This window comes from Paenibacillus sp. TCA20, assembly GCF_000732325.1.
Taxonomy (GTDB): domain Bacteria; phylum Bacillota; class Bacilli; order Paenibacillales; family Paenibacillaceae; genus Paenibacillus; species Paenibacillus urinalis.
The window spans coordinates 476,934-500,867 of the sequence record NZ_BBIW01000001.1 but is presented as its reverse complement, the minus strand read 5'-3'; the positions used below and the strand labels follow the sequence as shown (position 1 = coordinate 500,867).

General features: G+C 45.7%; 20 protein-coding genes. All 20 read left to right on the top strand.

Features of this window, described 5'->3' with window-relative positions; genetic code table 11:
• Positions 1–22 precede the first annotated feature (22 nt).
• The 20 genes from icd to mutM all read left to right on the top strand — a co-directional run bounded on the left by icd (position 23) and on the right by mutM (position 23,892).
• Complete coding sequence (gene icd / locus TCA2_RS02345) at positions 23–1,318, top strand: NADP-dependent isocitrate dehydrogenase (RefSeq protein WP_047909921.1); 1,296 nt, start codon at positions 23–25, stop codon at positions 1,316–1,318.
• A gap of 15 nt (positions 1,319–1,333) precedes the next feature.
• Positions 1,334–2,275, top strand: a complete 942-nt coding sequence (gene mdh / locus TCA2_RS02340) for a malate dehydrogenase (RefSeq protein WP_047909920.1) — start codon at positions 1,334–1,336, stop codon at positions 2,273–2,275.
• Between the two features lie 213 nt (positions 2,276–2,488).
• On the top strand, positions 2,489–2,908 hold the full coding sequence (locus TCA2_RS02335) for a hypothetical protein (RefSeq protein WP_047909919.1): 420 nt from the start codon (positions 2,489–2,491) through the stop codon (positions 2,906–2,908).
• Positions 2,909–3,190: 282 nt separating this feature from the next.
• The gene (locus TCA2_RS02330) at positions 3,191–4,057 is read left to right on the top strand and encodes an SDR family oxidoreductase (RefSeq protein ID WP_047910230.1); all 867 of its coding nucleotides are present in this window, start codon (positions 3,191–3,193) and stop codon (positions 4,055–4,057) included.
• A 178-nt stretch (positions 4,058–4,235) separates the two neighbouring features.
• Positions 4,236–5,210, top strand: a complete 975-nt coding sequence (locus TCA2_RS02325) for a bile acid:sodium symporter family protein (RefSeq protein ID WP_047909918.1) — start codon at positions 4,236–4,238, stop codon at positions 5,208–5,210.
• Between the two features lie 217 nt (positions 5,211–5,427).
• Positions 5,428–7,245 carry a two-component system histidine kinase PnpS gene (gene pnpS / locus TCA2_RS02320; protein WP_047909917.1) on the top strand — a complete coding sequence of 606 codons (1,818 nt, stop codon included), beginning with the start codon at positions 5,428–5,430 and terminating at the stop codon, positions 7,243–7,245.
• 87 nt (positions 7,246–7,332) lie between these two features.
• A complete protein-coding gene (locus TCA2_RS02315; RefSeq protein WP_047909916.1) occupies positions 7,333–8,055 on the top strand; it encodes a response regulator transcription factor in 723 nt (240 codons plus the stop codon).
• Between the two features lie 109 nt (positions 8,056–8,164).
• Positions 8,165–9,235, top strand: a complete 1,071-nt coding sequence (locus TCA2_RS02310) for a methyl-accepting chemotaxis protein (RefSeq protein ID WP_047909915.1) — start codon at positions 8,165–8,167, stop codon at positions 9,233–9,235.
• A 167-nt stretch (positions 9,236–9,402) separates the two neighbouring features.
• Entirely contained in the window at positions 9,403–10,161 is a 759-nt protein-coding gene (pstB, locus tag TCA2_RS02305; protein ID WP_047909914.1) for a phosphate ABC transporter ATP-binding protein PstB, read from the top strand.
• 50 nt (positions 10,162–10,211) lie between these two features.
• Positions 10,212–10,871, top strand: coding sequence for a phosphate signaling complex protein PhoU (phoU, locus tag TCA2_RS02300; RefSeq protein ID WP_047909913.1), 660 nt, complete (start codon positions 10,212–10,214; stop codon positions 10,869–10,871).
• Positions 10,872–11,092: 221 nt separating this feature from the next.
• Positions 11,093–12,250: a betaine/proline/choline family ABC transporter ATP-binding protein gene (locus TCA2_RS02295; RefSeq protein ID WP_047909912.1), complete on the top strand. Its 1,158-nt coding sequence runs from the start codon at positions 11,093–11,095 to the stop codon at positions 12,248–12,250.
• Positions 12,237–12,911: an ABC transporter permease gene (locus TCA2_RS02290; RefSeq protein ID WP_047909911.1), complete on the top strand. Its 675-nt coding sequence runs from the start codon at positions 12,237–12,239 to the stop codon at positions 12,909–12,911. Before TCA2_RS02295 ends, TCA2_RS02290 begins: the two co-directional genes overlap by 14 nt.
• Before the next feature lie 63 nt (positions 12,912–12,974).
• Complete coding sequence (locus tag TCA2_RS27960; protein ID WP_081872159.1) at positions 12,975–14,570, top strand: glycine betaine ABC transporter substrate-binding protein; 1,596 nt, start codon at positions 12,975–12,977, stop codon at positions 14,568–14,570.
• A 133-nt stretch (positions 14,571–14,703) separates the two neighbouring features.
• Entirely contained in the window at positions 14,704–15,828 is a 1,125-nt protein-coding gene (locus TCA2_RS02280) for a substrate-binding domain-containing protein (protein ID WP_052511682.1), read from the top strand.
• 216 nt (positions 15,829–16,044) lie between these two features.
• A complete protein-coding gene (locus tag TCA2_RS02275) occupies positions 16,045–17,343 on the top strand; it encodes an ABC transporter substrate-binding protein (RefSeq protein ID WP_047909909.1) in 1,299 nt (432 codons plus the stop codon).
• 69 nt (positions 17,344–17,412) lie between these two features.
• Positions 17,413–18,348, top strand: a complete 936-nt coding sequence (locus TCA2_RS02270; protein ID WP_238546261.1) for a carbohydrate ABC transporter permease — start codon at positions 17,413–17,415, stop codon at positions 18,346–18,348.
• Positions 18,349–18,359: 11 nt separating this feature from the next.
• A complete protein-coding gene (locus tag TCA2_RS02265) occupies positions 18,360–19,196 on the top strand; it encodes a carbohydrate ABC transporter permease (protein WP_047909908.1) in 837 nt (278 codons plus the stop codon).
• A gap of 14 nt (positions 19,197–19,210) precedes the next feature.
• Positions 19,211–20,212 (top strand): Gfo/Idh/MocA family protein, encoded by a 1,002-nt coding sequence (locus TCA2_RS02260; protein WP_047909907.1) that lies wholly within the window; start codon positions 19,211–19,213, stop codon positions 20,210–20,212.
• Positions 20,213–20,337: 125 nt separating this feature from the next.
• Positions 20,338–22,998: a DNA polymerase I gene (gene polA, locus TCA2_RS02255; protein WP_047909906.1), complete on the top strand. Its 2,661-nt coding sequence runs from the start codon at positions 20,338–20,340 to the stop codon at positions 22,996–22,998.
• A gap of 63 nt (positions 22,999–23,061) precedes the next feature.
• Positions 23,062–23,892: a DNA-formamidopyrimidine glycosylase gene (gene mutM / locus TCA2_RS02250; RefSeq protein ID WP_047909905.1), complete on the top strand. Its 831-nt coding sequence runs from the start codon at positions 23,062–23,064 to the stop codon at positions 23,890–23,892.
• Positions 23,893–23,934: the final 42 nt, after the last annotated feature.

Here is a 23,934-nt window from a genome sequence, read left to right as displayed (position 1 = left end):
AATAACAAGGAGGATACTTACAATGCCGAACTTTGAAAAATTCGCACTACCTACTGAGGGCGAACAAATTACAATTGACAATGGTTCACTTCAAGTACCTAACAATCCAATCATTCCTTTCATTGAGGGTGACGGGACAGGCCGTGACATCTGGAAGGCATCGAAGCGTGTTCTGGATGCAGCAGTTGAGAAGGCATACAATGGCGAGAAGCAAATCGCTTGGTATGAAGTGTTTGCTGGTGAAAAAGCATTCAATACATACGGAGAGTGGCTGCCGGCTGATACGCTGGAAGCGATCCGTGAATATATCGTAGCTATTAAAGGGCCGCTTACAACTCCAATTGGCGGTGGAATCCGTTCTCTGAACGTAGCTCTCCGTCAAGAGCTGGATTTGTATGTATGCTTGCGTCCTGTACGTTATTTCGACGGTGTACCTTCTCCAGTTAAACGTCCGGACCTCGTAGACATGGTCATCTTCCGTGAGAACACAGAAGACATCTATGCAGGAATCGAGTACAAAGAAGGATCTGAGGAAGTGAAGAAGGTTATTCAGTTCCTGCAGCAAGAGATGGGCGCGAACAAGATCCGTTTCCCTGAAACATCCGGTATCGGTATCAAGCCTGTATCCTCTGAAGGATCCAAACGTCTTGTGCGTGCAGCAGTTGAATATGCAATCAATCATGGACGCAAGAGCGTAACTTTGGTTCATAAAGGCAACATTATGAAATTTACGGAAGGTGCCTTCAAGAACTGGGGTTATGAAGTAGCGGAAGCTGAATTTGGCGATAAAGTGTTCACTTGGGCACAATACGATGAAATTAAAGAAAAAGAAGGTACAGATGCAGCGAATGCCGCTCAAAAAGCTGCTGAAGATGCAGGCAAGATCATTGTTAAGGATGCAATTGCCGATATCGCCCTTCAGCAAGTTCTGACTCGTCCTGCAGAATTTGATGTTATCGCAACACTGAACCTGAACGGTGACTATCTGTCTGATGCTCTAGCTGCACAAGTTGGTGGTATCGGTATCGCTCCAGGCGCGAACATCAACTATGTAACAGGTCATGCCATCTTCGAAGCGACGCATGGTACAGCACCGAAGTATGCAGACAAAGACGTAGTTAACCCGGGTTCTGTTATCTTGTCCGGTGTTATGCTGCTTGAGCATTTGGGCTGGCAGGAAGCGGCTGACCTGATCTACAAAGGGATGGAAACGTCCATTAATAACAAGACCGTTACCTATGACTTTGCTCGCTTAATGGAAGGCGCGACAGAAGTGAAATGCTCTGAGTTTGCAGACGAGATTATCAAAAACCTGTAGAGGAGAGCGGATACTGTGACCATTCAGCGTAAAAAGATCACCGTGGTCGGCGCCGGTTTTACCGGTGCGACAACGGCACTTATGTTGGCTCAAAAAGAACTTGGTGACGTCGTGCTTATAGATATTCCTCAGCTTGAGAATCCAACTAAGGGTAAAGCGCTTGATATGCTGGAAGCAAGTCCTGTTCAAGGATTTGACAGTAACATAACCGGTACATCCAACTACGAGGATGCCGAAGGTTCGGATATCGTCATTATTACGGCAGGGATTGCCCGTAAACCGGGCATGAGTCGTGATGATCTCGTAAATACGAATGCAGGCATCGTCAAATCTGTCTGTGAAAATGTGAAAAAATATTGTCCTGATTCGATCGTCATCATCCTGAGTAATCCGGTGGATGCAATGACCTATGCGGCGTATCAGACACTGGGCTTTCCGAAGAACCGTGTCATAGGCCAGTCAGGGGTTCTTGACACGGCTCGTTATTGTACGTTCATCGCTCAGGAGCTGAATGTTTCTGTTGAAGATGTCCGTGGTTTCGTACTCGGCGGACATGGGGATGATATGGTTCCACTTGTACGTTATTCCAGTGTGGGAGGCATCCCCATTGATACGCTGATTCCTCAGGATCGAATTGAGGCCATCGTCAAGCGGACTCGTGTAGGCGGGGGCGAAATTGTAAATCTCCTAGGAAACGGAAGTGCGTACTACGCACCGGCGGCTTCACTGGTTCAGATGACAGAAGCGATCCTGAAGGACAAGAAACGAATTATCCCTGTCATTGCATACCTCGAGGGAGAGTACGGATACAATGATTTATTCCTTGGTGTACCGACCATTCTTGGCGGCAGTGGAATCGAGAAGATATTTGAGCTCGAGCTTACTAGCGATGAGAAGACAGCACTGGATCAATCAGCAGACTCCGTACGCAATGTAATTTCTGTGATCCATATCTGAGTTCAGATGTTGATTATGAAAAATCCGTGAATTATGATAGGAAACCCTTTAATTATTTGAGGGTTTCCTTTTCTTTATCCTCGCCTATCAAGTATAATTTGGAAGAGTATTACCTGTACATATTCCTTATGGGAATAGACTGATTACAGCATTATTCTAATGGGTAATATGATGATATTGTTTTCAATTTGAAGAAAGGAGAGATCAACGAATATGGGTGCTATTATGTATTTTGTACACATTCTTGGAGCTGTTTCAGTCGGCTTCTATCTGTTACTTCCTTTTGTCGTTGCGGCAATCAGCAAATTGTCGGTACCCGCACAAGAGGGCAGTATTGCAGCTGTAAGAACCTTTAACCGTATCGCTCAATACGGCTTGATCATTCAATTGCTGTCCGGCGGATATATTATGTCTCAAGGAGAGTATGGCGTTTCCTGGATGATTCTTGTTGTTGTTATTTTCCTTGCTATGCTGGCGATTGCAGGTATTATGGGGAAATCTCTACGTCTGGGTATTGCAGGTATTCAAGAGAAGAGAGACATCAGTAGTGAAAAAGGAAAGCTGCGCACATTTAGTATCATTCTGGCAGTGCTTCTATTGGTCATGCTGTGGATTATGGTTAATCCTTGGTAAACTAAAGATACATAATAATGTATTAACGGAGACAATGGTTATTTGCATATAAGCAAACGACCATTGTCTTTTTGTGCTTCCGATTTTTTCATCGATTTAAGAACGAGAATTAATCATTCGAATTGTTTGATCCTATGAAGAGAGGGTAAATCCATATTGAGTAGGATGAGATATTTATTGAGTATGGGCTGTCACTGAATCGTTAGGAATAATGAGGAGGGGAACAGCCATCCTAAACCTGTTAATGAAATGAAAATTGACGTTCGAAAGGAGAAATCAGAAATGGGACAGAATCAAGTGAATCAAACTTTGCCTCCACAGCATCAGAATCAGCAGCCGGGAATCGAATCGGAAATGTTTCCTAGACCGGAATTCGAATCTGAACAATACAAGGCAGCAGGGAAGCTCACAGGGAAGACAGCGCTTATCACAGGCGGTGACAGCGGTATAGGCCGTGCTGTGGCAGTGACTTTTGCCAAGGAAGGTGCCGATGTAGCCATCGTATATTTGAATGAACACGGTGATGCAGAGGAAACGAAGCGCCAGGTTGAGCAGGAAGGCAGAAAGTGTATCCTGATCGCTGGAGATGTAGGTGATCCGGCCTTCTGCCAGCAAGCGGTACAGCAAACGGTAGAGGAATTGGGACAACTGAATGTATTAGTCAATAATGCAGCTGAACAGCATCCTCAGCAAAGCTTTGAGGATATTACGGATGAACAGCTTGAGAAGACATTCCGTACCAACATCTTCAGCATGTTCTATTTGACTAGAGCGGCAATGCCTCACTTAAAAGGTGGGAGTTCAATTATCAATACGACCTCAATCACGGCATATCGCGGCAGCCCGACACTCATAGACTATTCCTCGACGAAGGGAGCCATCACTTCCTTCACACGTTCCTTATCTATGCATTTGGCAGAGAAAGGAATTCGAGTCAATGCCGTTGCTCCAGGACCAATCTGGACTCCGCTTATTCCGGCTACCTTTGATGAGCAGAAGGTAAGTGAATTTGGAGCAACTCAGCCGATGAAGCGTCCAGGTCAGCCGGAAGAATTGGCACCTGCATATGTATATTTAGCAACCAGCGACTCTTCTTATGTAACAGGCCAAGTTATCCATGTAAATGGCGGCGAAGTGGTCAACGGTTAATAGGTTTCTAATACGTAAAGCTCTGTACAGTATAAATACACTGTACAGAGCTTTTTTTGTATTCTTATATTCAATTAGATTTTACATAAAGAACGAAAATGAGCTGGTAATCTATGATATGATCAATTAAAACTGAACATGAATTTACATAAGTTACATAGAGAGGATCTGTTGCAGCATGAGGCTACTGTCACTGCGCTTTACTGCAGGTTTTGAAAAATACATGTTTATCATTATGCCGCTAACATTATTACTAGGCGTTATGCTGTCGGACCAGCTGATATCCTATGTATCATGGGCTCCTTACCTGTTTGGCTACGTTACTTTTGTTATGGCCATTGGGTGTGGTGTTCGTCACTTGAAGAAGGTGGTACAGCGCCCGGCCGTCATGGTTGTTACACTATTGCTGTCACATGTGCTGGCTCCTTTGATAGCCTATTTTATGGGCACATTGTTATTTGGTGCTTCATCGGGGTATACAATTGGACTCGTTCTATTTACGATCATACCTCTTGGTGTATCCTCGGTCTTGTGGGTGTCAATGTCTTATGGAAGTGTGCCTCTGATGCTTGCGATGGTCGTGCTGGATTCAGCTCTAAGTCCACTGGTTGTTCCAGGTCTGATCGAGTTGTTTTTTGGAGCAGAGGTTCAATTTGATACGCTTAGTTTGATCAAGGATTTGATGCTCATTATTGTGGTGCCGACGATTTTGGGTGTCATTGTATATGAACTGTCTAAAGGAAAATTTAAAGAATGGTCCGCCCCGATTACTGCTCCAATATCCAAATTTTGCTTTATGGCCGTTGTTCTGCTCAACGCGGCAGCTATTGCACCTCATGTGCGCAGTTTAGATTCAAGTGTAATCATGGCGATCATATCCATTACGTTTATCGTTGCTCTGTGCTACATCATCGGTTTTGCCGGCTCCTTCTTATTGCCCTATGTTTCCCGGGAAATAAGCGTAACGATGTCTTATGCCTCTGGTATGCGGAATATATCACTCGGTCTTGTACTCGCTATGGGTTATTTTTCACCGGAAGCAGCCATACCTGTAGTACTCGGCATCTTAATTCAACAGCCCTTAGCCACGGTGCAGCATGCTGTACTCAAGCGTTTTGCTCCTGTGAAAGACAAGCGTCTTGCTGCGAGGTGACATAGGTTCTTATATTGGAAGTAAATATTAGTGTGGAACTTAATTATAGGGGGAAGCACATTGTAAATGTTCAGTCCCCATTAATTTAGCCAATGGATGAATATCTATGGGCTTTCTATACACAAGATTAATTATTATTATACGAATCAATTCGTCTTATTGAAGCAGCTAAAGGTAATATGAAATTGATTCATACAAAGGATGATTACTAGCATTTATGAAAAATTTTCGATTCAGACTCACAATGATCATCATGGTGCTGATTGGACTCTCTGTACTGTCCTCTGGTTTGGCTTTGGGTCAAGTATTTAAAGACCTGCATATCCAATCTCAGGAAGAAAATATGGTTAGAGAGATTAATCTGCTTCATTCTACATTTGACTTTAAAGACACTTCACTAGACAAGAATGAAGTCGTTGCATACTACACGCAGCAGGCCGAGTTACTGGAGCGCTTAACCGACTCCCGAACGACGTTCATTTTGAAGGATGGAACCGTTATTGGAGATTCAGAGTATGCTGCTGACGAGATGGACAATCATCTTAATCGTGAAGAGATACAAACAGCGAATGATCATGATTCACCTTACGGCCGTTCCATCAGGACGAGTGATACACTGTCACAAAAAATGCTGTATGTTGCACTGCCAGTCACATCCCCTGACCAACATTTTGATGGATACATCCGACTATCCCTAAGCTTGGACTCGGTTGATGAAGGACTTGCAAGAGGCTGGTATTTAATGGGGTTAACACTTCTTGCCCTTTATATCATTGCGGCGATCGTCTGTTACAGAGTAGCTAGAGGCTTAACGCAGCCAATTGAGCATATAACCAAAGTAGCGAATCAGATTTCGAATCTTGATTACGATGCGAGAGTCAAATTTACCCGGAATGATGAGATAGGACAGCTAGGGAATGCCATTAATGGAATGGCTGACAGCCTGCAGGCCCAGCTGAAGTTGATTCGTGACAATGAGGATTTGGTGCAGAGTGTGATGACCAACATGGCTGGCGGTATTTTGATGATTGATGCGAATCAGAATATTGCGGTGCTGAACAGAGAGAGCCATCGCATGCTGGGGCTGCATCCCGATCGTGTAACCGGAAAGCCGTACCATGAATTAAAACGTCACTATGAACTGACGAAGATTGTGGAGACAAGCATTTTGCAGCGAAGTAAAGTGCATGACGAAGTGCGAATCTACAGCCCGGACGAAATTATCGTTCGCATTGACGGTGTACCGATGTATGAGAATGATGGAAGCTATCGGGGAATGCTCTTCCTGCTTCAGGATATTACAGCCATTCGCAGACTGGAGAACATGCGCAGCGAATTTGTCGCGAATGTATCTCATGAGCTGAAGACGCCGGTTGCCGCTGTTAAAGGTTTTGCGGAGACGCTGCTGAGCGGGGGAGTTAGAGATGAAGAAACAACAAGGTCCTTCCTGCAGATTATCTATGATGAAGGGGACAGGCTGAATCGCTTAATAAGTGACATATTGGATCTGTCTAAGATTGAATCAAAGCGAGCGACACTGGATTGCTCACCTGTACATCTCATGCCTTTTTTTGAAATGATAACAGGAACACTGGGCAATGCCGCAGAGAAGAAGCAGATTCGATTAATTCTGGATGTGCCGGAAGAATTGTTCATCGAAGCAGATGAGGATAAATTGAAGCAAATCTTCTTGAATCTGGTCAGCAACGGAATTAATTATACTCTGGATGGCGGCAGGGTTAAGATTACAGCTCAGATCAGCAAGGATGAGGAGCATATCATCTTCCAGGTGAGTGATACAGGTATAGGTATTCCGAAAAGTGATCTGCCTCGCGTATTCGAACGTTTTTATCGGGTGGACAAAGGCAGGTCCCGTAATTCGGGCGGAACAGGGCTTGGTCTCTCCATTGTGAAGCACTTGGTGGAGCTTCATCATGGACAGCTCGCTGTCGAGAGTGAGCTTGGAACGGGGACCACCTTTACCGTAACTCTGCCTATGCTGCAGGATTCTGTCGAAGAAGCAGAGGAAGATTAAGCATCAGGTCGTATTTTTACACAACGATAACAAAAGAGTGCTATGATATGAGCAGATTTAACATAAAGAAAGCAGGGGATATATACGATGGCACAACGATTGCTTGTTATAGAAGATGAACCTACACTTGCTAGATTGCTTTCCTACAATCTTACCCAAGAGGGCCATGACGTGACGGTGGAGGATCATGGTTCCGCTGGTTACAATAGAGCTTCTTCACAAGAATTTGATCTCATACTGCTTGATTTAATGCTGCCAGGGATGAACGGATTAGAGATACTCAGTAAATTAAGATCCTCGGGTGTGAAGACACCCGTTATTATTCTGACGGCCAAGAACGGTGAGAATGAAGTCGTTCAGGGTCTTAAGCTCGGAGCTGATGATTATATAACGAAGCCATTCGGGGTATCCGAACTCTTAGCTCGCGTAGATGCCGTGCTCAGAAGAGTTACCGGTGTTGAAGAGACACGCACAGTCGAGAAGGAAGATGATTCCCGTATTGTTCTTGGTGAGCTGGAGATTTATCCGGAGAAATATGAAGTCCTCCTGAGCGGACAATCCATCAACTTGCGGCCAAAAGAGTTTGAGGTGCTGTTATATCTGGCCAAGAAGCCGGGTGTAGTCCTCACTCGGGATGATTTGATGAATGCGGTATGGGGGTTTGATTATATCGGAGGTCAGCGTACCGTGGATGTCCATGTCAGCTCTCTTCGCAAGAAGCTTGAACTGGACCCGGAGACGGTGCATATCGATTCAATTCGCGGTGTAGGGTACAAGCTTGTTGCCGGGAAGAAAAAAGTGCATCAATAAAATAAATCACAACATTTAATTTTACATTCCCTTTACAAAATACAAGATCATCCTTCATCACATTTATATAAAATGAGCCTTTAGAACTAATTCTAAAGGGGTAGTTACGATGAAAAAAGATCTGGAAGCTGTGGCCTATTGCCGCCAAATGCCGATGGTACCGCAAGATATGACAGGAAAGTCATTGTTTGCGATGATGAAGCAGGATGAAACGCTCTCTTGTGTTGTCATTGGAGATCAGAATGATTCGATCGTAGGACTGATTATGCGGGATACGGTGTTTCAAAAGTATGCGAACCGATTTGCTGCTGAACTGTATGATCACAGATCCGTTGTATCTTTTATGACAGAGCATCCATTAATATTAAGCATCCAGCTGTCTGCCGAAGAGATCGTAGATCAGGCAGTAGACCGAGAGGACGAATCTTTTTATCATTGTGTCATTATGCATGAAGAAGGGCGTTACGTGGGTGTTCTTACAGTTCGTGATTTAATGAACATGTCAAGAGATATTCAAAAGATCGCTAGAAGGTCCCGAACAGAGGTTATCGAGCATAGTCAATCTAAACTGCAAGAAGTGGATACTGCCGTTCAGAAAGTAAGACAGGCTGTACTGAAAAATACAGAGGGGATTGCACAATTGAACCAGCTGACGGAGAAGGGCAGTGTCTCACTAAGGCACATCCAGGAATCCTATCGTTCAGTTCTGGATCAAACCAAGGCTCAGCGCTCACAAGCAGAGGAACAGATGGTTAAGGTCAGCGATATATCTAATCTTACTTCTTCCATTCGCGAGCTCGCAGAGAGCAGTCATTTGCTGGCGATTAACGCCTCCATTGAGGCGGCACATGCCAAGGAATATGGCAGATCTTTTCGCGTCATTGCAGATGAGGTTAGGAAGCTGTCGGGTCAGACAGGAACGCTTGCCGATCAAATCACTGAATTATTAAACCTCATCAGAGACAAAATACATCTGACCGCTCTTATTGCAAAAGAAAGCGCAGCTGAAATCGCCTCAAGCTCTGAAGATATTGCTCTTGGTAATGAAGCTTATGACTCTGTTCAGTCTACGACGAGGGAAATGTCTCGTACAAGTGAGGAGATTCTGGCTTCAATATCCGATGCTGCTCATGTAACAGAGATGGTCCACAAAACGCTCACATCACTTGCTGCTGAATGATTAGTCAGAAAAGTGATAGACGTAAGTGAGACTATATTTTACATAGCGTTAACAATTGTTTATACAGCCTTAACAATAATTTGATACAATTAAGCAGTTTCTGACGACTATATTCATGAGTTTTTGTATTTCTTATTTTGTTAGGCAGTAAAGGAGATAGCATACGGATGAACACTACCATGATTGATATAAAGAATCTAAATTTATTCTACGAATCCTTTCATGCTTTGAAAAACGTAAATCTGGATATTCCACGGAACACGGTTACGGCATTCATTGGACCATCGGGATGCGGTAAATCAACGCTTCTGCGTACGTTAAATCGAATGAATGATATGATTACAGGAACCCGCATTGAAGGAATTGTTGAGCTCGATGGCCAAAATATATACGGTGAGGATCTGCCTGTAGAGAACCTTCGGAAGCAGGTTGGTATGGTATTCCAGCAGCCCAATCCATTTCCTAAATCGATCTATGATAACATCGCTTATGGGCCTCGACTTCATGGAACAACAGACAAGAAGGTCCTTGATGAGCTCGTAGAACAGAGCTTGAGACAAGCAGCCTTATGGGATGAAGTGAAGGATTATCTCAAAAGATCTGCACTCTCTCTGTCGGGAGGCCAGCAGCAGCGTCTCTGTATTGCGAGAGCACTTGCGGTTCAGCCGGAAGTGCTCCTGATGGATGAAGCGACTTCCGCGCTTGATCCCATCTCTACACTCAAGATTGAAGAGCTGGTGCAGGAGCTCCAAGAGAAATATACCATTGTGATGGTAACGCACAATATGCACCAGGCGGCACGTGTATCGGGCAAAACGGTATTTTTCCTCAATGGGGAAGTGATTGAAGCGCAGGATACGAATGAAATCTTCTCTAACCCGCAGGATTCCAGAACAGAAGATTACGTATCAGGGCGTTTTGGTTAAGTAATATTTGTACCAGCTCAGCTTGACTCATCCAAGGGAGGAACTGCAGTATGATTCGTAGAAAAAGTTTTGATCGTGAACTGAATGAACTCCGTGATTTGCTGCTTCAGATGGCAGAGCACGTAAATAAGGCATTAGTGGATTCTATTACAAGCTTGAAAACCTCGGATCAAGGGCTGGCGCAAAAGGTAGTAAGCGAAGACGTGGAACTGAACGCCATGGAAGAACGCATCATGGATATCGGCACCAAATTGATTATTACACAGCAGCCTGTAGCAAAGGACCTTCGCAGAATTATCGTTGCCTTCAAAATTTCCAGTGATCTTGAAAGAATGGGTGATCTGGCACTGGATGTTGCGAAAGTGACCATGCGTCTAGAAGGTCAGAATCTAATTAAACCGCTGATTGATATTCCTCAAATGGCGGATATCGTAAAAGTGATGATCGACGAATCCATTCAGTCTTATCTTGAAGAGAATTCAGATTTGGCGTATCAAATGGCTAAGAGAGATGATGGCGTAGATCAATTGTACAGTCGAATTATTACGGATCTATACAGCTACATGTCTGATCATCCACAGGAAGCTTCCCAAGTGATGCTGCTGATGCTTGTAGGAAGATATATTGAACGAATTGGAGACCATGCAACCAATATCGGCGAAAGCACCGTATATTTGGTTACCGGCAAGCGTCCAGACCTAAATCAATAAGAAACAAAGAACAGATTTATACCGAAAAAAAGTTTTTTCAACTTTTTCGGATAAATCTGTTTTTTTATGCTCAAAATTGGGTAATAATACTTTGTCACTTAAGCAACTCACCAAGCAAATGGATATAGCGGTTAATACTTGAGTCCGTTATACAACGGCTCTTTTTGTTATTTGCGAGACAATGAATAAGGTGAGTAATTCTGAATAGGGGGAACGTATTTGTGATTGAATTCAAAGGTGTTAAGAAAGTGTATGATGATGGCTTCGAGGCATTAAAAGGGATAAACCTTGAAATCAAGCGAGGCGAAATAACGGTATTTATCGGACCTTCGGGATGTGGGAAAACGACGACGATGAGAATGATTAACCGATTGAATGTACCTTCACACGGGCAGATTCTAATCAATGGCGATGATATTTCCAAGATGGATGCGGTTGAGCTTAGACGGAAGATCGGATATGTCATTCAAAGTGTAGGTCTGTTCCCGAATATGACAATTGCAAAAAATGTCGGGGTTGTACCTCGTCTGCAGAAATGGGATAAGGAAAAAATCGATAGCCGAGTGAATGAACTGATGAACCAGGTTAGGCTAAGTCCTGAGACATTTGGAAATCGTTATCCTTCAGAGCTCAGCGGAGGTCAACAGCAGCGGATAGGAGTTATTCGTGCTCTTGCTGCTGATCCGGACATTATCCTCTTAGATGAACCATTCAGTGCCTTGGACCCCATCAGTCGTGAAGAGCTCCAGGATGAACTCATCCGACTGCAGACAGAGGTCAAGAAGACGATTGTGTTCGTTACGCATGATATGGACGAAGCGATTAAGCTTGCGGATACCATTGTGCTTATGAAGGATGGTCAGATTGAACAGGTCGGGACACCGGACCAAATCTTGCGTCATCCTGCGAGTCCTTTTGTCGAAAGCTTCATTGGTAAGAACCGGATGATCTCAAATAATGACAGTGACTTCCCGAATGTTGAGGAGGTCATGATCGATAATCCTGCTACCGCATTCCCGACCCGGGGAATTGCTGAATCTGTAACGATCCTTCAAAGACGCAAGGTTGACTCCCTCGTTATTGTCGACAAATCCAAGCGTCTCCTCGGTACGGTTACGATCTATCAATTAATCAAGCATTACCGTGAGGAAGATAAGAAGATTGCGGATATTATGACTCCTGTAGAGCATGTGGTGCAGCGTGGAACTTCGGTTACGACCGCGCTGGCGATTCTGAATGAGCATCATTTATCCAATCTGCCTGTGGTAGATGAGCATGGACAATTCCTTGGTCTCATTACAAGGGGGAGCGTGGTGAGACTGCTGGCGGATGTGTATACTCCGGATACAGAGGAGGCAGATGCCAATGCAAATCTTTGATGCGATAGCGAATTTCTTTGTATTTGTAGGTGAGCGATACCCTGATATCCTCAGTGCTGCAGGACAGCATGCGCTCATTGCGCTGATTGCAACACTGCTCGGGATTGTGGTCGCCATTCCAGTCGCAATCATGATATCAAGAAGCGAGATCAAATGGCTCAACTCGATTGTGTTTAGCGTAGCTAATCTGTTTCAGACGATACCAAGTCTGGCACTGCTCGCACTGATGATTCCGCTCTTCGGCATTGGAATGACACCCGCGGTTATCGCGTTGTTTCTGTATTCCCTACTGCCCTTGCTGCGGAATACTTACGCGGGCTTACAATCTGTAGACCCAGCACTCCGGGACGCATCGAAGGGAATGGGCTATAGCAGACTTCAGAGCTTATTCCAGATCGAGCTCCCTTTAGCTGTTCCATACATCATGTCAGGAATCCGAATTACGACCGTTTATATTATCAGTTGGACCACCCTTGCAGGCCTTGTTGGAGCCGGTGGCCTTGGCCAATTAATTGTGTCAGGTCTAGGCGTGAATAAGACGGAGCTGATTGTAGCAGGTGCCATTTCGGCCATTCTTTTTGCATTGCTGGCTGACCTCGTGTTAAGCCTTGTCGAGAAAGCATTCACACCAAAAAAGAATAGTGCCAAAGCGAATGCATAAGAACGCTGCATCAGCAGGAAGTTCACACTTCAAAGCCATGAAGAAAGAGGGAGATACGGAAATATGAGAGCATTAAATCAGAAATGGTTCAAAACGATACGGTCGTTGTTCACGCTGGTCTTGGTTCTTACGTTATTCACAGTAAGCGTTCCAACCAAGGCTGCCGCAGCAGATGTCACCATAGGAACCCAGACATTTACCGAAACGAAGATACTTGCCGAAATGTATAAGGCGTTAATTGAAGATCGAACCGATCTAACTGTAGATATTAAAACGGACCTCGCTGCCTCCAGTGTTGTTCTCCGTTCCATCGCCCAGGGCGAAGTGGATATGGGTACACTGTACTCAGGAGAAATATTTAATGGATATTTTGAAATCGAAGACACCAAGGACCGGGCAGCGGTGCTGAGACAGGCACAAGAAGGCTTTGACGAATTGTATAATTTGAAATGGTATGATCCGCTTGGGTTCGAAAATACGTATACCTTGGCTGTAAGACCAGAGGTAGCTGAACAATATGGTTTAAGTACAATGTCCGATCTCAAAGAGCACGCAGGGAATATGAGTATCGGTGTGGATACAACCTGGCTGGAACGTCCTGCTGACGGTTATCCGGCCTTTACGAAGGAATATGGCTATACATTCGCATCGACTTCACCTATGGAAATCTCGCTCGTATACCAAGCGGTAGCGGATAAGATTGTAGATGTCGTTCTTGCTTACACCACTGACCCGGGTCTGAAGGAGTTTAATCTCGTTACACTTGAGGACGACAAGCAATTCTTTCCGCCCTTTGATGCATCGACTGTTGTAAAAAAAGAGCTGCTCGCCGAATACCCTGAGCTCGATGAAACACTATCCTTATTGATTGGCACGATTGATGCCGACACAATGACGGATCTCAATTATCAGGTGGATGTTAACAAAATGGAGCCGAAAAATGTGGCTCTTATGTATTTGGTGGACCAAGGGCTGCTTGATGAATCCAAGCTTCCTGCGTCCGTGATGAACCCGGATGCGCCTCCACTGCAGAAGTTTGGATATTATTTAACAGAGAATGCATCCTATCTATGGAATATGACATGGATACACATTGTTATGGTGCTATGCGGACTCGGGCTTGCCCTTGTAGTTGGGATTCCGTTAGGTATTATAAGTGCCCGTTATCAGAGAACGGGACGAGTAATCATGTTCATCACGAATATTATCCAGGTGTTACCTAGCTTGGCGCTCCTTGCTCTTCTAATGGTGCTCGTTGGATTAGGCAATGCAACCGTAGTTGTCGGGTTGTTCCTATACAGCTTAAACCCGGTTGTTCGTAATACCTACGTTGGCCTATCCGAAGTCAATGCAGGCATTAAGGATGCGGGGAAAGGCATGGGGATGAGTCCGCTTCAGCTGCTGTGGAAGGTAGAAATGCCGCTATCACTGCCGTTTCTGATGGCGGGTTTACGTGTAGCAGCCGTCATTGCGATTGGTGTCGCAACGCTTGCACCGCTTATTGGCGGAGATGGACTGGGCCGTGAAATTTATGCAGGTCTGAACCAGCGTCACAATATTAAGATCCTGGCAGGGGCTATCCCCGCCGCATTGCTGGCCATTCTTGCGGATATCATTCTCGGAAGATTGTCGAATCGTTTTAAAATCGCTAAGTCTTAGGATATACCTTAGACCCATTATAGGTCCGTCACACTACGCATGTGACGGGCTTTTTCATGTAATAAACAAAATTGACGCTGCAAACCTAAGTTGATATAGTTGGTATATTATAAATTTTTGGAAGGAAATGTGTATGAACCAACCTTTATATCAACAAATTATTACATCTCTTCTAAATGAAATCGACACTGGCCGACTGCAGCCTGGCGATCAGGTTCCCTCAGAGAAAGAATTAACAGATCAATACCAGGTCAGTCGAATTACAGCAAAAAAAGCACTGGACCAGCTTGCAGAAGAAGGAGTTATTGTAAGAATTCGCGGCAAAGGATCGTATGTCAACGTTTCTGATGCTCTAGCTGACGAAGACGTTACAGGCAGAGAGGGGAAGGAGTTAAGAAGAGGTGACCGTTTGATTGGAGCGATCTTTCCAAGCTATACGGATGGTTATGGATTATTGCTGCAGTATGCGGTTGAGAAGACCATTGCTGAGCTCGGCGGTTCCCTCGTTATCAAGCGGAGCAATCACTCTGTAGAAGAGGAAGAAGCGGCGATTGACGCTCTATTGGATCTTCAGGTGGACGGCATTATTGTATTCCCTGCTGACAGCAGAGAGTATAATCAGCGGCTGCTCAAGATGATTCTGGATGAATTCCCTGTCGTAGTGGTAGATCGAAATTTGAAAGGGATCCAGGCCTGTACAGTACATACAGACAATAAAACCGCAGCCTACAAGCTCGCTGCTCATTTGCTGGAGTCAGGACATAAGCATATCGCTTTTATATCACCGGATCCTAACCGGACGTCAACACTTGAAGATCGGCTGGCCGGTTTTCAGCAAGCCTTCTTGGCCAGCGGGACGAGACTGTGTTCCGATTATTTGATAACAGACATTCCGAGTGGTTACTCGTGTAAATCAAGTGATACTCATTCTGGAGAGTACAGGCTGATGAAAAAGCTGCTTGAGGAGCATCCTCAAATTACGGCCTATGTATGTGCTGAGTATGAGATTGCGATTATTCTATATAAGCTGCTCGAATCCATGGGCTTACGTGTTCCGGAGGATTGCTCCATCGTCTGCTTCGATTGCCCGGATGATCCGTATGATCACTTGAACAGGCCAAGATTTACGCATATCCGGCAATATGAAGAGAAGATGGGAAGGACGGCAGTCGAGCTTTTGTTTGCACAAATTGAGAACAAGGAAGTTCCGAAGCTGACCTTGCTCGGATTTGAATTTAAGGAAGGGCGCTCTACATAAGAGCTGCTCTTTCTTTTTTTGCTGGGCTCTGTTTGGAATAAAAATATATTTATTCTTAATATTGCAAAATGAAGCAAGGTCTGATATTGTACTGTTTACAGATGACTTAAGTTGATATATACATTACATACTAACTTACCGGTCTTATTTTTTTATGAATGGTCGTAAGCGCTTACAGTTATCTGAACCAAAAATGGTAAAGGCGGTGTCAGAAGAATGGCTATAAAGAAAGGGTTCTGGAGCTTGAGCTTGCTTGTTCTGTTATTCAGCACAGTATTGTCAGGTTGTGCAGGTGGGGATGCTGACGGAGGCGGCTCAGCAGATCAAGAAGGAAAGACAACAATTACTTTTTGGCATTCGATGACAGAGTTGACGGGGGACGCCATAGCAGAAGTGATCAAGGCGTTCGAAGCAGAGCATACGGACATCAAGGTGAATTCGGTCTATATCGCCCAGCAGGGTGAAGGGAAGAACGAGAAGCTGCTTGCTGCGGTCGCGGGTGGAAATGCACCGGATGTGGCCTACTTTGACCGATTCGAAGTCGCTACTTGGGCGAATCAAGGCTCATTGACGGATTTAACCGAATTTGCGGCAAGGGATCAGATTACCGAGGATGGCTTCTACCCTTTTGCGTGGGAAGAAGCAAGCTATGATGGCAAGCTCTATGCGATGCCGACGTCGACAGATGCACGTCTTGTGTTCTATAACAAGGAGCATTTTGAACAGGCAGGGCTAGATCCTGAAGTGACGCCGAAGACCATCGAGGAGCTGGAGGCGGTAGCTGAGAAGCTTACAATCAAAGAAGGCAACCGGTTTAAGCAGATTGGCTTTATCCCTTGGTATGGGCAGGGATGGTTCTATGGCTGGGGATGGGCATTTGGGGGCGAATTCCTTGATGAGAACGGGAATGTAACCGCAGACCATCCGAAGAATATTGAAGCCCTTACCTGGATGGTGGATTACGCTAAAGAATATAACATTGAAGATATTGCTTCTTTTACAAGCTCTCAGGGAACCTCTACGATGGACCCTTTCTTCACCGGGCAATTGAGCATGCAAGTCTCAGGGCCATGGACTGTGTCACAGGCCAAGAAATTTAACCCTGATTTGAAGTATGGTGTGTTTCCGATGCCAACCCCTACAGGTGAGAATCACACGACCTGGTCCGGAGGATGGGCGACCGTCATGCCGAAGGGTTCGAAAAATCAGGATGCAGCGTGGGAATTCATGAAATTTTTATCCGGTGAGAAGGGTCAAGAAATCTTCAGCAGAATCAGTGGGGATTTTTCAATCAAGGATAAAGTGAATGAGCAGCTTGGGTACAAAGAGGATCCGATCTTTAAGGAATTCATTGATGTACTTCCCGTCTCCCATGCGCGTCCGGTTATGACACAAGGCTCTCTGTACTGGAACGAGCTGGCATCCGCAGTCGATCTGGCAACACGCGGCAAAGGAACGCCAGAAGAAGTGTTGAAGAAGGTTACCGATAATGTATCCAAGGCATTGAATGAATAATTTAGGTTCGTACGCTGCTGCACACCTATCATTCCTCACTTCACTCTAGTTGAACAGGAGGCGTAAATCTTGATTAAATCGGAACCGATCCGCACAGAGCATGTGAATATGAGACAAAAGGGCCGCAGACTGCATAGAGACAATATGTACGGCTGGCTGTTCGCTTCCCCTTGGGTTATCGGACTTCTCGTGTTCTTTGGGGCACCACTGGTCTCATCTCTATATTTCAGCCTAACCACATACAGCATCCTGCAGCCTGGTGAATTTGTAGGCTTCCAAAATTATGCATCTCTCATGAAGGACTCTGTGTTCTGGACATCCATCAACAATACCATTTACTTTGTCGTGTTTTTTGTTCCGCTCAGTATATTCTTTGGTGTGGCCTTAGCCATGCTGCTCAATATGAAGATTAGAGGAATGGCAGTTTACCGCACGATCTTCTTCCTGCCAACGCTGGTTCCGGCTGTCGCGATGGCTGTACTCTGGATGTGGCTGCTAAATCCTGGATTTGGTCTTGTCAACGGTATTCTGGACGGAATGGGGATACAAGGCCCGGCATGGCTCGGATCGGAGACCTGGTCCAAACCGTCACTGATCCTGATGTCTCTGTGGGGGATCGGTCAATCTATTGTGATCTATCTGGCAGGCCTGAATGATATTTCAAGTGACTATTATGAAGCAGCTGAGATTGATGGGGCAGGCTGGTTCAGCAAGGTGAAGAGTGTGACGCTGCCACTGCTCACCCCCGTTATTTTCTATAATCTGGTCATGGGTGTAATCAATGCGTTTCAGCAGTTTACGCTGCCCTACACACTAACGAATGGTCAGGGAACGCCAGCTGATTCCATGAAATTTTATGTGATGTATCTGTACGATAATGGATTCAAGTTCTTTAAGATGGGATATGCATCAGCGATGGCCTGGATCTTATTTATTATTGTGATGGTGCTTACAGCCGTAATCTTTGGTTCGTCCAAAAAATGGGTTCACTATCAAGGCGAATAGGGGGGATGGATATGACAGCCAAAACAGTACGTAATGTAAAACGAATCAGTGCCCATCTCTTTCTGCTTATTGCAGCTGTATTCTTTCTGGCCCCGTTTATCTGGATGGTGTCTACTTCACTGAAGCCGCTGGAACAGGTGTTCACTTTCCCGCCGGAATGGATTCCGAAGCCCTTCATGTGGAGCAATTATGTGGATGCCATGACCTACATTCCCTTCTTTACTTATTTAAAAAACACATTAATCATAACTGGCTTCAGCACGCTGGGCGTTGTCTTAACTTCGCCGCTGGTCGCTTACAGCTTCGCCAAGCTGCAGTGGAGAGGCAGCAAGACTTTATTCCTGATCACCATAGCCGTCATGATGATTCCTGGCCAGGTTACGATGATTCCGCTCTTTCTCTTGTTCGATAAGCTGAACTGGATTGGTACGCTGCTGCCATTGATCATCCCTGCTTTTTTCGGAGTTCCATTCTATATCTTTTTGCTGCGGCAATTTTTTATGGGATTACCTAACGAGCTGAAGGATGCTGCGAGAATCGATGGGGCCGGGGAGTTTCGGATTTACTGGCAGATTATGCTGCCTTTAGCCAAATCCGCTGTGCTGGCAGTCGGCTTGTTTCAGTTCATGGCGAGCTGGACGGATTTCATGGGACCACTGCTGTATCTGACCAATCCCGAGTCGTATACTTTATCGCTTGGATTGCAGCAGTTCCAAAGCCAGAAAGGGACGGAGTGGGGACTTATGATGGCGGTATCGACGATTATGACCGCGCCCATTATTATTTTGTTTTTCTTCCTGCAGAAAACATTTATTCAAGGGATTACCTTCAGTGGAATCAAAGGATAGGGGGATTATAGCAAATGCACAAAATTCGTTTTTTAATGATCGGAGTCGGAGGGATGGGAAGAGAGCATATACGCCGAATTCTTCAGCTCCCGGAAGCAGAAATTGCAGCGCTCGCAGATCCCAGTACGGCTGCACTAGATGGTGCTAAGGCTGATTTTCCCGAATTAGAGAAGACCGCCATTTATACGGACTATAAAGATGCACTAGCAAAGGAGAAGCTGGATGCGGCTGTCATCGTATCTCCCCATCGAATGCATTATGAGCAAGGAATGGATTGCCTTACGGCAGGACTGCATGTACTCATGGAAAAGCCTTTTGTAGATGGCGCAGCAAATGCAGAGGCAATTATTTCGCATGCGGCTGCCAGCGGCAAGCATCTTGCCGTAGCATATCAACGTCATTTATTAGGTCCTTATATGTATATGAAGCAATCCGTATCGCACGGAAGGTTGGGCAGCATTCAATTTGTGAGCGCATATCAGGCCCAGAGCTGGATGGTAGATCAGAAAGGCACCTGGCGGCAGAGCCTGGCTTTATCCTGCGGTGGTCAGCTGAACGATTCCGGCAGTCATTTGCTTGATGCCGTATTATGGATTACCGGATTGCGGCCGCTGCAGGTCTCAGCGGTGATTGACACAAGGCAGACCGAAGTCGATATCGATTCAGCAGTTACGATTCAGTTCGAGGGAGGAGCCATTGGCTCGTTCCATGTTGTAGGCAGCGCAAGCATTAAGTGGCAGGAGGACTTATCGATCCATGGAGATCAAGGTACATTGCTCTTCCGAAATGGCAGGCTGTATGAAGCTGTAGACGGTGAACCGGAAGTTCGGGAGGTACCACCAGAACGATGGCCGGAGTCCAGTAATCCGAATCATGATTTTGTTGAACTGCTGCTTGGAAGAATAGAGAGTGCTTCTGCACCAGCTGAGAGTGGGCTTTACATTGCAAAAGTGACGGAGGCCGCCATGATTAGCAGCGCTGGAAAAGGAATTCTGACACCTGTATCCATTGAATAAACAGGTTTTCACAAAAAACAAGTAATCAGAGACGTTATCACACTCGTCTGGTTGCTTGTTTTTTTTGGAACAGCCGTTCCCTTGTGTTATCATATAAACAGCAAAAACACAGTGTGAGGTGTCTAATGGAAAAGTTTATTTTAATAGATGGTAACAGCATTATTTATCGGGCGTTTTTTGCAATGCCGCCGCTGACGAATTCGAGCGGTCTACATACGAATGCAGTGTATGGATTCACAACGATGCTGCTAAGACTGCTGGAGGAGCATAAGCCGACTCATATGATGGTTGCTTTTGATGCAGGCAAGGTGACGTTCCGTCATGAAGGGTACGAGGAGTATAAAGGCGGTCGACAGAAGACTCCCCCTGAGCTGTCCGAACAATTCCCTGTGCTGAAGGACTTGCTGAGAGCTTTTGGCATTGCTCAATTTGAACTCGAAGGCTACGAGGCGGATGATATTATCGGTACCTTGACCAAACGCGCAGATGAGGCAGGACGGGAAGTGCTTGTCGTTACTGGAGACAAGGATATGCTGCAGCTTGCTTCCGAGCATGTCAATATTGCTCTCACTCGAAAAGGCGTTTCCGAGATCGAAGCCTATGGTCCGAAAGAGATTGAAGAGAAATATGGACTAACTCCGCTGCAAATTATTGATCTGAAAGGTCTGATGGGCGATGCATCAGATAATATTCCTGGGATTCCGGGCGTCGGAGAGAAGACTGCGCTGAAGCTCCTGCATCAATTCGGTTCGGTAGAGGCTGTTCTTGAACATACCAGTGAGCTGAAAGGGAAAATGAAGGAGAAGATTGAAACCCATGCGGACGATGCCAGGCTCAGTAAGAAGCTGGCTACAATCTATCGCGAGGTTCCGCTGGATCAATCCTGGGAAGACATGGTATTCGATGGACTGAAGGAAGAATCAGCAGCCCCGGCACTCGGTAAGCTTGAATTCAAGTCTCTGCTGGAACGCTTATCCTTTACTGTGAACCGGGTGAATGAGGATTCAGAAGACGCTCCGGAGGCTGTTCAACTGGACGTGGTCATTGTAACTGAAGATAACGCGAAGGAGCTCGCTTCGGCGCTGGAAGAAGTGAAGGTTGTTCACGTAGAAGCTCATGGGGACAACCCCCATCATGCAGAAATCATTGGAATCGTAATCTACACACAGGAGCGTTATTACTTCCTGACACCAGAAATACTGAGATCGGATGCTTGTATCCAAATCAGAGAATGGTTTGCTGATACGAATCAGCCGAAGCATGGATATGATCTGCACCGGGTAGATCTTGCTCTACATGCGAGCGGCATCGAATTCGCCGGAGCTGCCTTTGATGCTCACTTGGCAGGATATCTGCTTGATCCCACCGACAGCGATCAGACCCTGACAGGGCTTGCTGCCAAATACGCCCTGCCTCGACTTGCTTCCGATGAGGAAGTGCTGGGCAAGGGAGCAAAGTATAAGGTGCCAGATATTGAGGTTCTGGCCAATCACTTGTCCCGCAAGACAGCTTCACTGCAAGGGATCATCCCGCTTCAACAGAAGGACCTGGAGGAGACAGGGATGCATGAGCTGTTCTACGATTTGGAAATGCCGCTATCCAGAATACTGGCTGATATGGAGAAGCAGGGAATCAAGGCAAATATCAACGATCTGAAGGAGCTGGGCGCAGAGTTTGAGAAGACGATCCGCGGCTTGGTGGAGAAGATCTATGAAATCGCAGGTACGGAATTTAATCTGAACTCTCCGAAGCAATTGGGCGAGATTCTATTTGATAAGCTTGGGCTGCCTGTGATCAAGAAGACGAAGACAGGCTACTCGACGGGGGCTGACGTGCTGGAGAAGCTGGCTCCTTATCACGATATTGTGCAGTATATATTGGAATATCGTACGATTGCCAAGCTGCAATCCACATATATTGAGGGACTTCTTAAAGAAATTTCTCCGGAGACCAGCAAGGTCCATACCTATTATCGTCAGACCATCGCGGCTACAGGAAGGCTGAGCAGTCAGTATCCGAATCTGCAGAACATTCCGATTCGTCTTGAAGAAGGACGGAAGATTCGTAAAGTATTTGCACCTTCGGAGGAGAACTGGTACATTCTTGCTGCCGATTACTCGCAGATTGAACTGCGGGTTCTGGCTCATATCTCGGACGATGAGCGGCTCAAGGAAGCTTTTGTGCATGACATGGATATTCATACGAAGACAGCTATGGATGTATTCGGAGTGGACAAGGATGCCGTAGACAGTAATATGAGACGTTCAGCCAAAGCCGTCAATTTTGGTATCGTGTATGGAATCAGTGATTACGGCTTGTCACAAAATTTGAATATTACACGTAAAGAAGCAGCACAGTTTATTGAGCAATATTTTGCTGTATTCCAGGGCGTTCGCAAGTTCATGGATGATATTGTAAAAGAAGCAAGAAAAGACGGCTACGTAACGACTCTGATGGGTCGGCGCCGGTATCTGCCTGAGATCAATGCAAGTAACTTTAACCTGCGCTCTTTTGCAGAACGGACTGCAATGAATACACCAATTCAGGGCACAGCTGCAGACATCATCAAGCTTGCCATGGTTCAGATGGATGCTGCTCTTGCCAAGCAGGGACTGCAGAGCCGGATGCTGCTTCAGGTGCATGACGAACTTGTATTTGAAGTCCCTGAAGAGGAACTGGAAACGATGAAGAAGCTCGTTCCGGAAGTGATGGAACAAGCGCTCCAGCTGTCGGTTCCGCTCAAGGCAGAGGTTAGCTACGGAAGAAACTGGTACGAGGCGAAGTAATCTAATTTTGGGTTACAAGTCCGAACAAACTTCCGGTATAATGGTACGTGAGGTGAAGACATCATGCCGGAACTTCCGGAAGTAGAAACAGTCAGAAGAACATTAAATACACTTATTGTCGGAAAGTATATAGATCGCGTTACCGTACACCTGCCGCGTATTATTCAGCGGCCGGATGACATCGAAGCTTTTGCAATGGAGCTTGCAGGCCACACGATTCAAGGGGTAGAGCGCAGAGGCAAATTCCTGCGTATTATGCTTGACGGCCTCGTGCTTGTTTCTCATTTGCGAATGGAGGGCCGCTATGGGATGTATCAAGAGGGCGATCCACTTGAGAAGCATACCCATGTTGTGTTCCACTTCTCGGATGGAACAGAGCTGCGTTACAAGGATGTAAGACAATTTGGCACCATGCATCTGTTCAAGAACGGTGAGGATCTGGCGAATAAACCACTAATGAAGCTGGGTCTTGAGCCGCTTGATGAGGCTTTTACGCTTGAATCCTTCGTTAAGGTTATCGGAGCAAGAACAACGAAGATCAAGATTGCGCTGCTTAACCAGGAGTATGTGGTGGGAATCGGAAATATCTATGTAGATGAAGCATTGTTCAGAGCAGGAATACATCCTGAGCAGCCAGCGAATACACTTCGTGAAGAGCAGCTTGCTCTATTGCATCAGTCCATTATTGATACACTTCTTGAAGCGGTGCAAGCCGGAGGCTCATCCATCAAGTCCTATGTTAACGGACAGGGTGAGATGGGGATGTTTCAGCATCAGCTTAAGATCTATGGAAGAAAAGACGAGCCTTGTACGGAGTGCGGTACGATGATTGTCAAGAGTGTCGTCGGAGGTCGCGGTACCCATACCTGTCCTAAGTGTCAGGTTCTTGTTTAGTATGTCATAGAGAGCAAATGCATTAATAGGCACCCTTTAGAC